Here is an 11,936-nt window from a genome sequence, read left to right as displayed (position 1 = left end):
GTCAGCGGACGGGAGTGGGCTCCGGGACCGGCTGGAGGGCGATGGCGGTGGCCTGAATGATGGAGGCGTTGGCGCGCAGCCAGCTGGCCAGGACCACCTGCAGGTCCTCCAGGTCACGCTCCTCGAGGATGACACCGGGGACCGGGACGCTCGCGCCCAGCTCGGCCAGCACCGGCCGCAGGTGCTGGTCGGCGAGCAGCTTGTGGCTGGGCGCAGCCGAGACCGTCACCGGCACGACGACCGCGCCGGCCAGGGCCCGCGCGGGCAGAACGTCGAGGAAGCTCTTCAGCAACCCGGTGTAACTGCCCTTGTAGACCGGAGTCGCGACGACGATCACCGAGGCCGACGAGACCAGGTCGATCGCGCTCTCCAGCGCGGCCCGGTCCGGCTCGGCGTCACTCGCGAAGATCGCCGGGGCGACCGTGACCAGGTCGATCAGCTCGTCGATCCGGTACGGCGCCCCCAGCTCGGAAGCCAGCAGCTCCGCGACGCCGGCCGCGGCGGCCGCCGTCCGCGACCCGGCTCTCGGGTTACCCACCACGGTGACGACCGACTGCGGCCAGCTCTGCGGCTCGAACGCGGTTGACGGCATCTGACCCAACTCCTGTGCTCGGGAAGTGATGGGTCGAGCCTAGTCAAAGTCGAGCTTGCTACTGGACTTTCTCAGATGGCGAACGTTTCGCCCGGAGCTTGACAACGATGAACCAGGTCACCGCCAGCACGGCGCCGCCGAGCACGACGTACTGGAAGACGCCGACCGACGACTCCACCACATGCCACCGCTCGCCGAGCTGGTAACCGGCGACGATCAGCAGCGAGTTCCAGACGGCGCTGCCGAAGGTGGTCAGCAGCAGGAACAGCGGGATCGACATCCGCTCGACACCCGCCGGTACCGAGATCATGCTGCGGACGATCGGCACCACCCGCCCGATCAGCACCGCCTTCGGGCCGTGCCGGTTGAACCAGTCCTCGGCCTTGTCGATGTCCTCGACCTTGACCAGCGGCAGCTTCGCGGCGATCGCGCGCGTCCGCTCCCGGCCGAGGACGGCGCCCACGCCGTACAGCGCGAGGGCGCCGACCACCGAGCCGAGGGTGGTGAACAGGATGGCCGCGACCAGCCCGAGGTCACCGCGGCTGGCCGCGAAACCCGCCAGCGGCAGGATCACCTCGCTGGGCAGCGGGGGGAACAGGTTCTCCAGAGCGACGGCGAGACCGGCGCCCGGAGCGCCCAGCTTCTCCATCAACTCGATGGCCCACCCGGCCACACCTCCGGTTGGCTCTTGTGTGGCCTGCAACGCGGTCATCATCACCTGATCCGTCATGTCGGGAACGCTAGTCGCGAGACACCCTCTCGCGCCTTGAGGTCAACCCCCGTCTTTCCCGGGGCCTATCCCACGGTACCCACCTAGGGGAATCCCCACCGAATCCGCGGGTCAGCGCCGCCACCGCGGCGCCGGCGTGAGCATAGCGGTGTGGTGCGCGGCGATCCGGGCCGCCGAGAGTTCCTTGCCGTAGACGGCCACCTTGCCGACCGCGCCCTGGAACCAGGAGCCGAAGTCCCGGGTGCCGACGCGGAACGGCGCCGTCCCGTCGCTGGGCACGATGATCTGGCCGCTGATACTCAGGTCGTCCTGGTCGCGGAGCACGCCGTCGCGGTAGATCTTGGTGTAGCCGTTCGGGTAGGTCGCGCTCTTCGCGTTCGCGTTGATCACCAGCACGTAGTGGATCCACGTACCGGCGGTCAGCGAGTCCTGGAAGTAGGAGCCGGCGCCGAGCCCGCCGGTGTTGTTGAACAGATAGCCGGAGATCCGGTTCGGCCGGTTCTCGGTGTTGGTCAGCGAGTACATCCGCGAGACGTACTCGTGCTGCCCGGCCTCGCCCTTGCCCATCCAGTGCACATAGCCACTGCTCTGTGCGTGCGGAAATTGCAGCGTGTCCGGCCGCACCCACGCCTCCAGTGTGAGCACACCAGCCGTCGCTGGGCTGAGCACGGCGTTGTCCGGCACCTGGAAGTAGCCGGTGGCGCCGTCGAACGCGGCAGCGGCCTCACCGTTCGGCAGAGTGGTCGCGGACCGCGTACCGGCGTACGTCCCGGTCAGTTGGGAGCCACCGACCACAGAGGCCTCGCTGCTGAACCCGGCCCGGGCCATTCGCCAGTACGCCTTCGGACCGTCTTGCTGGACGGCGGCGTCGTACCCGCTGCACGCAGTCGCGGTAGCCGGCAGCACTGCAGCCGGGAGGATCAAGAGCCCAACCAGAAATGCCACAACTCGGTACATGGTGCCTCCTTGCAGGAGATGGTCAGCCGGAACGCGGCGGCGCGGCCGTCGAGTTCCGGCGGACGACGGTGGCCTTCACACCCACTGACTCCGCCTGGTGCGTACCCGACTCCGGGCCCGGCCCCGAGGCGGGCCCCGATCCGTCGAGCAGCCGAGAGATGGCCAGTTGACCGACGCGGGCGCTCTGCCCGGTGACGGTGGTGAGCCCGGGGTGCACGAGCTCGGAAAGGATGTCGTCGTGCCCGGTCACGCTGACGTCATCGGGGACGGACTTCCCACTTCTGCGCAGCCCCTCGACCAGACCGGCAGCCAGGACGTCGTCGAACGCCATCACCGCGGTGACCCCCAACTCGAGCACCTGCTCCGCTGCGGCGACGCCGTCGGCGTGCGTCCCATCGGTTGGGTCCAGGCGGATCATCTCGACGTCCAGAGCACGCGCTCGGTCGGCGACTGTCCGTCCGCGCTGGGTGTTCGACCACGAACCGGCCGGTCCGGGCAGGTAAGCCAGCCTCCGGTGCCCGAGCTCGACCAGCTCTTCGACCAGCTCGCGCAGCGCGGCCCGGGAGTCGGTGAAGACGCTGGGGATGCCCTCGACCACTCGGTTCACCAGAACGAGCGGCACGATCCCACTCAACTCGCGGATATGCGATGCGGTCATTCGCGGCGCGCAGAGGATCACACCGCGGCTCTGCTGGGCGAACTGCTCACACACCTCGCGCTCGATGTCCGCACTGTCGTCGGTGTCGGCCACGAACACCCCAGTGGCGTGCAGGCGGGACACTTTCTGCGCAGCCTTGAGCAGTGTGGTCATGTACGGATTGGTGATGTCGGGAACCACCAGGCCGATATTCGGCGACCGGCCGGTGATCAGCGAGCGCGCCATCACATTCGGCGTGAACCGCAGCTTCCTGGCCACTTCCCGGACCCGCTCCGAGGTTTCCGGGGAGATGCGGCCGGGGTTGGAGAAGACCCGGGACACTGTCGAGATCGAAACCCCCGCTCCCTTCGCAACGTCCTTGAGGGTCGCAGGTCTCGTTCGCTCAGTCATCTCTCGCCTCCAGCTCGGCGAAGAGGCTACCAGTGCGCACGACGCGGTCGATGAGCCCCGACAGTCGTTCCGGCGCAGCGATCCGGGTCGGGGCGCCGACGAGCTCGACCGCCTGGTTCACCACGGTGACGAAGGGCTCCATCGCATCCAGATCGAGCAGCGGGTCCGGCGTCCCGTCGAGGTCCTTCAATGCCGCCAGCAACGGATGCGGACCGCCGTGGTCGCCATGCCGGACAGTGACCTGACCGCTGGTGCCGTGCACTGTGATGGCCGGATCCTGCACGACATCAGCTGCTGTCGTGCCCACTGCGACCACCACCGGGCCCTTGGCCGACCGGATCCGCAGTACGCCGGTGTCGTCACCAGTGATGTCGTGGACGGCGTACAGCTCAGCCTCGACCTGAGACGGCCACCAGGTGTTGTCGATCCGCTGGGCGAGCATCAGCGCGGTGTGCACGACATGCGCCAGCGGATTGAACAGAGCGCCGTCGAAAACCGCCACACCGTCGTGAAACCAGGTGCCGGCCCAGGGACTGCGTGTGTAGTAGGAGTCCGGCCGGTAGAGGCAGCCATGCGCGGTGATCCGGGTGACCTCACCAACGGTCGGTAGCGCTGCTTCAACAGCCTCGATCGTCGACCGCGCGTACTGGAAGCCGACCTCGGCGCGGCGTCGTGGTGTGATCGCCCGTAGCTCGTTCAGCTGCGACAGCAGCGGGACTGGCGGTTTCTCCAGGTAAAGCGCGCACCCGCCGCGCAGTACTTGGTCTGCCAACGCGAAATGCGTGTGCGGTGGCGTGGCAACCACTACCAGGTCGATACCGGCCAGATCGAGGTCATGGAGCCACTGCGGCTCGGCACCGGCCGCTGCAACCACAGCCCGAGTCTCGTCGTCGAATCGCAGGTCAACCAGCGCGGCCAGGCGGAGCAGGCCGTCGCGGTGCCAGGCGAGTAGCTGATACAGATGCTGCCGGCCGTAGCCCGACGTACCGACTAGTGCGACCGCGGGCGTCATCCTTTCAGCGCTCCCTCGGCCAGACCGCGGAAGACCTGCTTTTGCATCAGGAAGTAGACGAGCAGCGGTGGCAGCATCACTACGATCGCAGCTGCCGAGATCACTCGCTGGTCCGCCGAGAACGTGCCGGACAGGTACTGCACACCGACGTTGACCGGATACTTCGACGGGTCACTCAATGAGACCAGCGGCCAGATGAAGTGGTCCCATGAGTCCAGGAATCCCAGTACGGCGACCACTGCGAGCGAACCGCGTACCGACGGCAACATGATGTGCCAGAACACCTGCAGTGGCCCAGCGCCGTCCATGTCGGCCGCTTCGGCCAGCTCACCGGGGATGCGGACGAAGGCCTGTCGCATCACGAAGATGGACACGATCGAGACCGCTTGCGGCAGTACGACGCCAATCAGCGTGTCGTTGAGCTGCAACCCCCGTGACACCAGCAGCGTCGACACCAGGATGACCTCGAACGGCAGCACCGCAGTGGCCAGCAGGATGGTCGTGTACGCCGCACGTCCGCGAAAGGCGATCCGCGCCAGCGCGTACCCGGTCAGGGTCGCGAGCACCAGGTTCAGAACCATTCCCAGCCCGGCGATCGCGAGCGAGTTACCGACGTACCGTAGTAGTGGGATCTCGGTGAACGCCGTGGCGAAGTTGTCCAGAGTCGGGTGCTTCGGCAGCAGAGTGCCCGGGAAACCGACTGCTGACTCGGAAGAGCTCTTCAGCGCCATGGTGACCTGCCACAGCAGCGGTGCGAGCACCGTGGCGGCCGCAATGACCATCAGCGGCCAGCGGATCAGTTTCTCTCTCATGAGCGCGCCTTCCGCGAGAGGAGCCAGCTGACAGCGGACACCGACAGTACGAACGCGAACAGCACCAAGCTGATCGCCGAGGCGTAACCAGCGTCGGTGCCGGGCGCGATGCCCTTCTGGAACAGGTAGACGACGATGGTCTCGGTCGCATCCCCTGGACCGCCGCCGGTGATCACGAACGGCTCGGTGAACACCCGCAGCGTCGCGATCGACGCCAGGATGGTGATCATGATCGTCGTCCCGCGGATCTGCGGCAGGGTGACGCTGAGCGTCCGGCGGAGCCAGCCGGCGCCGTCCAGCTGACCGGCCTCGTCCAGCTCGGGTGACACGTTCTGCAGTGCGGCGACGGTGATGAGGGTGTAGAGCGCGCAGCCTTTCCAGACCGTCACCATCGTCAGGCTGAGCAGTGCGAGGGTCGGGTCGTTCAGGAACGGCACTGGCCCGCTGACGATGTGCAGACCCTGGAGGATCTGGTTGACCAGGCCGTCGGAGTTCAGCAGGTACTGGAAGACGACAGCGATCACAGCCAGCGGGAGCACCATCGGCGAGAACAGCAGCGACCGGACGACGCCTGAGCCACGCAGCCGCGTGTTGACCAGGACGGCCAGCGCTGTCGACAGCACGGTCAGAATCGGGACAGCGATCAGCATGTAAAGGAACGTGCGGCCGACGGCGTGCCAGAACGCGCCGTCCGCCGCCAGCTCCTTGAAGTTGGCCAGACCGGTGAAGGTACCGCCGCCGATCGTGCTGGCGTTGGTGAACGCCAGGATGAACGTGTTGGCCAGTGGGACGAACAGGAACGTCACCTGGAGAACCAGTGCCGGACCGATGAAGAACAGCGGCACCCACCAGCGATGCCGGCGCAACGTGCGCGCTTTCCGGCGTGCTGTCTGGACGGGGATGGCCACGGTGGTCACTGCCGACGGTCCTTGAGGATCTTGGTCAGTTTCGTCTCGGCGTCCGCCAGTGCGTCGGCTGGGCTGGTCTTACCGAGGATCGCGGGCTGCACCGCCGACCAGAGCGTCGCTGCGTACTCCGAATCGGCAGCTGCCGGCTTCACCATCGTGCGGCCGTCGTGCAGGCTGGCGGCGGCGATCTTGCGTGCCGCGACGGTCAGGTCCTTGTCGTCACCGGTGGTGAAGAACGGGTCGTTCAGCGAGGCCAGCGTGCTCGGGAAGACGCTGGACTGCTTGCCGAGCGCAAGCTGGTTCTCCGCCGCGGAGAGGAACTTCGCGAAGGCGACCGCGGTGGCGACGTTGCCGGACTTCTTCGGCACCGCCAGGCCGTGGGCGACGACCCAGGTCCGTTTGGTCGCGTCACCGAGCGGCTTGCCGATGGCGACCTCGCCGTACACGGCCGGGGAGTTCTGCTTGATGATCTTCAGCCGGGAGCCGCCTGCCTCCAGGTACGCCGTCTTGCCGTCGGAGAACGTCTCGATCTCGCTGCGCTCCTTGGCGGTCACGCTGTCCTGCGGAATGCCGCCGGACTTGTAGAGCTCGGCGAGCTTCGTGACGAACTTCTGTGCGTCGGGCGTGTTGACCACTGCCTGGGTGGAGTCGCCGTTCACCAGCGGGACGCCGACTGTCAGGAGAGCGCTGGTCAGACCGGTTTCAGTGGGCTGGTAGCCGGCCACCTTGGCCTTCTCGGCGATCCGGGCTGCTCGCTCGAACAGTTCGTCGTAGCTCGCCGGAGCGGGCTGACTGTCCAGACCTGCCTTCTTCAGGAGGCTCTGGTTCGACATCAGGACCGGAGTGTTCAGGTACCACGGGAGCGCCGCGATCGCGCTGCCGGTGAAGGCGAACGAGTCCCAGGCGGAGGGGACGTAGTTGCTCTTGACGTCGCTCGCGGCGGCGGCCATGTCGACGACCAGCTCGCGGCGCCCTAGCGGTGCGAGTGTGACGGTGTCGAGGTCCATCACGTCGGGCAGCTTGCCGGTGACGGAGTCCGCGCTGACCTTGCGGGCGGCGGCGTCACTCGGGATGTCGGTCCACTCGACCTTCGTGCCCGGGTACGCCTTCTCGAAGGCGGCGATGACGCCCTTCAGGTAGTCGTCGAAGGTCGGCGACAGCTGGACGGTCTGGAAGGTGATGGCGCCCTTCACCTCGCCGGACGTATCGGCCTGCTCCGGCGCCGCTCCACTCCCCAGACCGCACCCGGTGAGCAGCAGAGCCGCGCCGAGCGCACTCGCAACCAACCGGTTGGTTATGTTCCGCACTGCCATGGCAGCTCCTCTCGGACGACCGGTCTGTGCAAACCTTTGACAAACCGTAGCCGTACAGTAGGCTCGTGATCCCCGGTGGTCAACGGAAACTTGCTGATGAATTCATTCCGTGATCGCGATTCCGTGCAAACCTTTGACACGAGGTGATCGAATGCCCGCACCGCTGAGCGATCCCGCCGCCGACCGCTGGGTGGACGACTGGCTCGGTCGGCTGACCCCGGCCCAGCAGATCGCGCAGAGCTTGCTGGTGCTGCCCGGCGTCGGTCCGGACGGTCTCCCCGACGCGGCGACGCGCCGGGCGCTGGAGCTCGGCGTCGGCACCCTGCACAGCGTCACCGGGATGACGGCCTCGGCCGCGCGGCGGTACCACGACGCTGTGGTGGAGATCTGCGCGGACGCCGGCGTCCCGCCCGCGCTGATCAGCGGGAATCTCGAGGCGGGCATCATGTACTCGCTGCGCCGCAGCGGCACGCACTTCCCCTACCCCCGCGGGATCGGCATCTCCGGGGACTCCGAGCTGGCCTACCGCGTCGCCGCGGCCACCGCGCTCGAAGCGCGCGCGGCGGGCTACCACTGGACGTTCAGCCCCTGTATCGACGTGGTCAGCGTCCCCGACGACCCGATTCTCGGCGTCCGCGCGTACGGCGTCCCGGCGCGTGAGACCGGCTTACTAGGCGCCGCCCAGATCCGCGGCTACCAGGACAACGGCGTACTGGCCACGGCCAAGCACTTCCCCGGCCACGGCGACAGCAGCATCGACAGCCACCTCGACCAGCCGGTCATCAACCGCACCCAAGCCGACCACGACGCCACCCACCTCCCCCCGTTCGCCGACGCCGTGGCCGCCGGCGTCGCCACCATCATGGTCGCCCACATCGCCTACCCCACCCTCGGCGTCGACACCCCCGCCAGCCTCTCCCCCCTCGTCAACCGCACCTGGCTCCGCGACCACCTGGGCTTCACCGGCCTCATCATCACCGACGCCCTCCACATGAAAGCCATCGCCCGCCACCACACCCCCACCGCCGCCGCCCACCAAGCCCTCGCCGCCGGCGCCGACGTAGCCAACATCAAAACCCCCGCCGCCGCCCTGGAACCCATCCTCAATTCCCTCCTCACCACCCTCACCCCCACCTCCCTGACCCCCACCACCCGCCGCCTACTCCAAGCCCGCACCGCAGTAGGCCTGCACCAACCAGACCCCACCCCCCTCGACACCCCCACCCCGTGGCAGGACCCCGCCCGAGCCAAGACGGTTGATGTCTTGGGTACTGCAGTGCTGGAGCCAGCCGAGAGGTATGTGGTGGTTGGGGATTCGGCGTTGGCCAGGCGGATCCACGCGGTTGGGGTGGAGCGGGGGTTGCGGTTGGAGCTGGTAACCGAGCAACTCGCGGAAGGGTTGTTGGAGCGGGTGCAGGCCGAGCACCCGGCGGCTCGGGTGATTCCGGTGTTCGGGTGGGGCCCGACGTCCGCGGGGCAGCAGTGGAAGGAGGTGGCCGCGGTGACGGCCGGTGTGCGGTGCGCCGCGGTGGTGGTGAACTCGACGCTGGCCGCGGAGAGCTTCGGTGATGTGGGTGAGCGGGTGGTGAGCGTCCCCGCGATGGACGCCTTCGAGATCGTCACCGACGCCGCCGTCCACGCGGCCCTCGACGTACTGTGCCCGAAGACCGCAGAGGAGAACGCATGACCGTCGGCATCGACCACGCCCCGCAGATCAGCACCTACCCGACCCGGGCCGCGCTCGGCCGGGCGGCCGCGGCCTGGGCCGGCGAGCGGATCCGCGAGGCGATCGAATGGACGTCGGGCGCGCGGGTGATGCTGGCCGCCGCGCCGAGTCAGGCCGAGACGCTGACCGCGCTCGCGGCCCAGCCCGACCTCGACTGGAGCCGCGTCGAGTTCTTCCACATGGACGAGTACGTCGGTCTGGCACCGACCGCACCCCAGGCCTTCGGCGCCTGGCTGCACCGCACCTTCCTCGACCAGGTGCCCCAGGCAACCTTCCACCCCGTGGCCCCCGGCAACGACCCCGAAACCGCGGCCCGGAAGTACGAGCAGCTGATGGGTGACGCTCCGTTCGACGTCGTCCTGCTCGGCCTCGGCGTCAACGGCCACCTCGCGTTCAACGACCCGCCCGCCGACCTCGCCGACCCGCGCGCCGCGAAGGTGGTCGCCCTCGACGACACCAGCCGTCGCCAGCAGGTCGACGAGGGGCACTTCGCCCACTTCGACGACGTCCCGACGCACGCCGTCACCGTCACCATCCCCCGCCTGCTGAACACCCGCGACGTGATCGCCTCCGTCCCCGGCGCGCCGAAACGCCAAGCCGTCCGGGACACGCTGACCCAACCGATCGGCCCGCACCACCCCGGTACGGCGCTCCGCACCCACGCCCGCGTCCGCCTCTTCCTCGACACCGAATCCGACCCGCGCGGATGACGACCCTCACCGGCGCGAGCCTCGTCGTCGACGACCAGCTCGTCGACGGCGCCGCGCTCGTCGTCCGCGATGGCCGGATCGAGGCGATCGTCTCGACGGACGCCGTCCGCCCAGCCGCGGATGTCGTCGATCTGACCGGCCACATCGTCGTCCCCGGCCTGATCGACCTGCATGTCCACGGTGGCGGCGGCCACTCCTTCGACACCCCCGACCCCGCCGCGCACCGGGAGATCCTCGCCTTCCATGCCCGGCACGGCGTCACCACGATGCAGGCCTCCCTGGTCTCGGCCCACCCCGAGGAGCTCGATCGACAGCTGGATGCGTTGTCCGACAGCGTCGGCGCCGGGCTGTTCGGCGTCCACCTCGAAGGGCCCTACCTGGCCGTCTCGCAGTGCGGCGCCCACGATCCGGCCGCCCTCCGTCCGCCCAGCGCGGGCGAGGCCGATCGACTACTTGCCCGTGGCAACTTGGTCCGGATGGTCACCGTCGCGCCCGAGCTCGACGGCATACCGGCTTTCGTCCGCCGACTCACCGACGCCGGTGTGGTCGTCGCGGCGGGCCACAGCGAGGCGCGTGGCCCCGAGCTCGCCGCGGCCGTCGCCAGCGGGCTGTCCCATCTGACACATCTCTGGAGCTGTCAGTCGGCCCTCGTTCGGGAAGGTCCATGGCGCGTCCCTGGCCTGCTTGAGGAGTCGCTCGCCTCCAACCACTTGATCGGCGAGATCATTGCTGACGGCCACCATCTCCCACCGGCGCTGATCGAGATCGCCCGTCGCTGCCTGGGCGATCGGCTCGTCGTCGTCTCCGACGCCACCGCCGGCGCGGGGATGCCCGAGGGGTACCGCTACCGGCTCGGCGTCATCGACTGCGAGGTCGCCTCCGGCGTCGGTATGGTCGTCGGCCAGGACGCCTTCGGCGGCAGCACGACACCGCTCGACGGCATGCTCCGCCACCTGCACCAAACCCTCGGCTGGCCACTCCCCGAAGCCGTCGCCGCCACCAGCACCCGCCCGGCCCGAGTCCTCGGCCTCGGTGATCGCAAGGGTCGCCTGGCGGCGGCGTACGACGCCGATCTCACCGTGCTTACTCCCGCGCTCACCGTTGCCGCCACCCTGCGCGCGGGGGAATGGATCCACCGATGACCGCACTGACCGAGTACGCCGTCCGCCTCACCCAGGCAATCACCGATCTGGCGCGCGACGAAGCGGCCGCGATCGAGCGAGCCGCGGCCGTCGTCGCCGATCAGTTCCGCCGCGGCGGCCAGGTCTACCTCTACGGCCCCGGTGCGCACTCGGCCATCGCCGTCCAGGATGTCGTCTACCGCGCCGGCTGCCCGGCCAACCTCGTCCCGATCACCGACCCCAGCACCACCCTCGCCGCCGGCGCCCTCAACTCCACCGCCGCCGAACGCACCCCCAACCACGGCGCCGACCTCATCACCGCCTCCGGCCTCTCCCCCGGCGACCCGCTCATCATCATCAACGCCTTCGGTATCAACGCGGCAACCATCACCGCCGCCCGCACCGCCCACTCCCTCGGCGCGACCGTCATCGCCCTGACCTCCCCCGCCGCAACCGCCCACCTCCCCGCCACCCACCCCGCCCGAGCCACCACCACCCACCTGGCCGACCTCGCCGACATCCACATCAACACCCACGTCCCCACCGCCGACGCCCTCCTCCAAGTAGGCCCCACCCCCACCGCCGGCGCCTCCACCATCCTCAACTCCTTCACCCTCCACGCCCTCCTCACCACCGCCCTAACCCACCTCCACACCACCAACCACCAAACCCCGGTCTGGCGCTCGACTTACACCGAAGGCGGCGACGCCCACAACCAGTCCCTGGTCGCCTCTCGCCCCAGCACGTAGGACAGGAGGTACTCCCCCTCCAGTCACCCACCCAAGCGTCGACCGCCACCCAGCAGCCCCCATCCCGACGACCACCTCCTGTCCCTCAAGCCGGCCAACAACCCTCACCCCACCTCCCCGGGTCCGCAGCCGCCACCGCCTACTGGTCCGACCCACACCACCGTCTGCCGGGCCCGCCCACACCACCGTCTCCTGGGCCCGCCCACACCACCGTCTCCTGGGCCCGCCCACACCACCGTCTCCTGGGCCCGCCCACAC

12 protein-coding genes are annotated in these 11,936 nt (G+C 68.8%); 4 read left to right on the top strand and 8 right to left on the bottom strand.

What is annotated here, in order from left to right; genetic code table 11:
- Window position 1: 1 nt before the first annotated feature.
- The 8 genes from HPO96_RS24735 to HPO96_RS24700 form a co-directional block, all read right to left on the bottom strand.
- On the bottom strand, window positions 2–592 hold the full coding sequence (locus HPO96_RS24735) for an NADPH-dependent FMN reductase (protein ID WP_171676486.1): 591 nt from the start codon (window positions 590–592) through the stop codon (window positions 2–4).
- A gap of 58 nt (window positions 593–650) precedes the next feature.
- On the bottom strand, window positions 651–1,322 hold the full coding sequence (locus tag HPO96_RS24730) for a DedA family protein (RefSeq protein ID WP_202886353.1): 672 nt from the start codon (window positions 1,320–1,322) through the stop codon (window positions 651–653).
- A gap of 111 nt (window positions 1,323–1,433) precedes the next feature.
- Window positions 1,434–2,279, bottom strand: coding sequence for a LamG-like jellyroll fold domain-containing protein (locus HPO96_RS24725; protein WP_171676484.1), 846 nt, complete (start codon window positions 2,277–2,279; stop codon window positions 1,434–1,436).
- Between the two features lie 22 nt (window positions 2,280–2,301).
- Complete coding sequence (locus tag HPO96_RS24720) at window positions 2,302–3,327, bottom strand: LacI family DNA-binding transcriptional regulator (protein WP_171676482.1); 1,026 nt, start codon at window positions 3,325–3,327, stop codon at window positions 2,302–2,304.
- Window positions 3,320–4,339 carry a Gfo/Idh/MocA family protein gene (locus HPO96_RS24715; RefSeq protein ID WP_171676480.1) on the bottom strand — a complete coding sequence of 340 codons (1,020 nt, stop codon included), beginning with the start codon at window positions 4,337–4,339 and terminating at the stop codon, window positions 3,320–3,322. The genes HPO96_RS24720 and HPO96_RS24715 overlap by 8 nt, the downstream gene beginning before the upstream one ends.
- Window positions 4,336–5,151: a carbohydrate ABC transporter permease gene (locus tag HPO96_RS24710; RefSeq protein WP_171676478.1), complete on the bottom strand. Its 816-nt coding sequence runs from the start codon at window positions 5,149–5,151 to the stop codon at window positions 4,336–4,338. Before HPO96_RS24710 ends, HPO96_RS24715 begins: the two co-directional genes overlap by 4 nt.
- Complete coding sequence (locus HPO96_RS24705) at window positions 5,148–6,068, bottom strand: ABC transporter permease subunit (RefSeq protein WP_171676476.1); 921 nt, start codon at window positions 6,066–6,068, stop codon at window positions 5,148–5,150. Before HPO96_RS24705 ends, HPO96_RS24710 begins: the two co-directional genes overlap by 4 nt.
- Entirely contained in the window at window positions 6,065–7,372 is a 1,308-nt protein-coding gene (locus HPO96_RS24700; protein ID WP_171676474.1) for an extracellular solute-binding protein, read from the bottom strand. Before HPO96_RS24700 ends, HPO96_RS24705 begins: the two co-directional genes overlap by 4 nt.
- Before the next feature lie 151 nt (window positions 7,373–7,523).
- Here HPO96_RS24700 and HPO96_RS24695 point away from each other — a divergent pair, with 151 nt between their 5' ends.
- From HPO96_RS24695 to HPO96_RS24680, 4 genes are read left to right on the top strand one after another with little or no spacing between them, the layout of a single operon-like run.
- Window positions 7,524–9,059 (top strand): glycoside hydrolase family 3 N-terminal domain-containing protein, encoded by a 1,536-nt coding sequence (locus HPO96_RS24695; protein WP_171676472.1) that lies wholly within the window; start codon window positions 7,524–7,526, stop codon window positions 9,057–9,059.
- On the top strand, window positions 9,056–9,808 hold the full coding sequence (locus HPO96_RS24690; RefSeq protein ID WP_171676470.1) for a 6-phosphogluconolactonase: 753 nt from the start codon (window positions 9,056–9,058) through the stop codon (window positions 9,806–9,808). The genes HPO96_RS24695 and HPO96_RS24690 overlap by 4 nt, the downstream gene beginning before the upstream one ends.
- Window positions 9,805–10,950: an N-acetylglucosamine-6-phosphate deacetylase gene (locus HPO96_RS24685; protein WP_171676468.1), complete on the top strand. Its 1,146-nt coding sequence runs from the start codon at window positions 9,805–9,807 to the stop codon at window positions 10,948–10,950. Before HPO96_RS24690 ends, HPO96_RS24685 begins: the two co-directional genes overlap by 4 nt.
- On the top strand, window positions 10,947–11,678 hold the full coding sequence (locus tag HPO96_RS24680) for a sugar isomerase domain-containing protein (protein WP_171676465.1): 732 nt from the start codon (window positions 10,947–10,949) through the stop codon (window positions 11,676–11,678). The genes HPO96_RS24685 and HPO96_RS24680 overlap by 4 nt, the downstream gene beginning before the upstream one ends.
- The last annotated feature ends 258 nt before the right edge of the window (window positions 11,679–11,936 follow it).

The organism is Kribbella sandramycini (assembly GCF_013131805.1).
GTDB lineage: Bacteria > Actinomycetota > Actinomycetes > Propionibacteriales > Kribbellaceae > Kribbella > Kribbella sandramycini.
This window is presented reverse-complemented; position numbering and strand designations above follow the sequence as displayed.

Coding starts and splice junctions, on each gene's coding strand:
- HPO96_RS24735 (WP_171676486.1), bottom strand. CDS start 592: ATGCCGTCAACCGCGTTCGAGCCGCAGAGCTGGCCGCAGTCGGTCGTC.
- HPO96_RS24685 (WP_171676468.1), top strand. CDS start 9,805: ATGACGACCCTCACCGGCGCGAGCCTCGTCGTCGACGACCAGCTCGTC.
- HPO96_RS24710 (WP_171676478.1), bottom strand. CDS start 5,151: ATGAGAGAGAAACTGATCCGCTGGCCGCTGATGGTCATTGCGGCCGCC.
- HPO96_RS24720 (WP_171676482.1), bottom strand. CDS start 3,327: ATGACTGAGCGAACGAGACCTGCGACCCTCAAGGACGTTGCGAAGGGA.
- HPO96_RS24725 (WP_171676484.1), bottom strand. CDS start 2,279: ATGTACCGAGTTGTGGCATTTCTGGTTGGGCTCTTGATCCTCCCGGCT.
- HPO96_RS24690 (WP_171676470.1), top strand. CDS start 9,056: ATGACCGTCGGCATCGACCACGCCCCGCAGATCAGCACCTACCCGACC.
- HPO96_RS24700 (WP_171676474.1), bottom strand. CDS start 7,372: ATGGCAGTGCGGAACATAACCAACCGGTTGGTTGCGAGTGCGCTCGGC.
- HPO96_RS24730 (WP_202886353.1), bottom strand. CDS start 1,322: ATGACGGATCAGGTGATGATGACCGCGTTGCAGGCCACACAAGAGCCA.
- HPO96_RS24695 (WP_171676472.1), top strand. CDS start 7,524: ATGCCCGCACCGCTGAGCGATCCCGCCGCCGACCGCTGGGTGGACGAC.
- HPO96_RS24680 (WP_171676465.1), top strand. CDS start 10,947: ATGACCGCACTGACCGAGTACGCCGTCCGCCTCACCCAGGCAATCACC.
- HPO96_RS24715 (WP_171676480.1), bottom strand. CDS start 4,339: ATGACGCCCGCGGTCGCACTAGTCGGTACGTCGGGCTACGGCCGGCAG.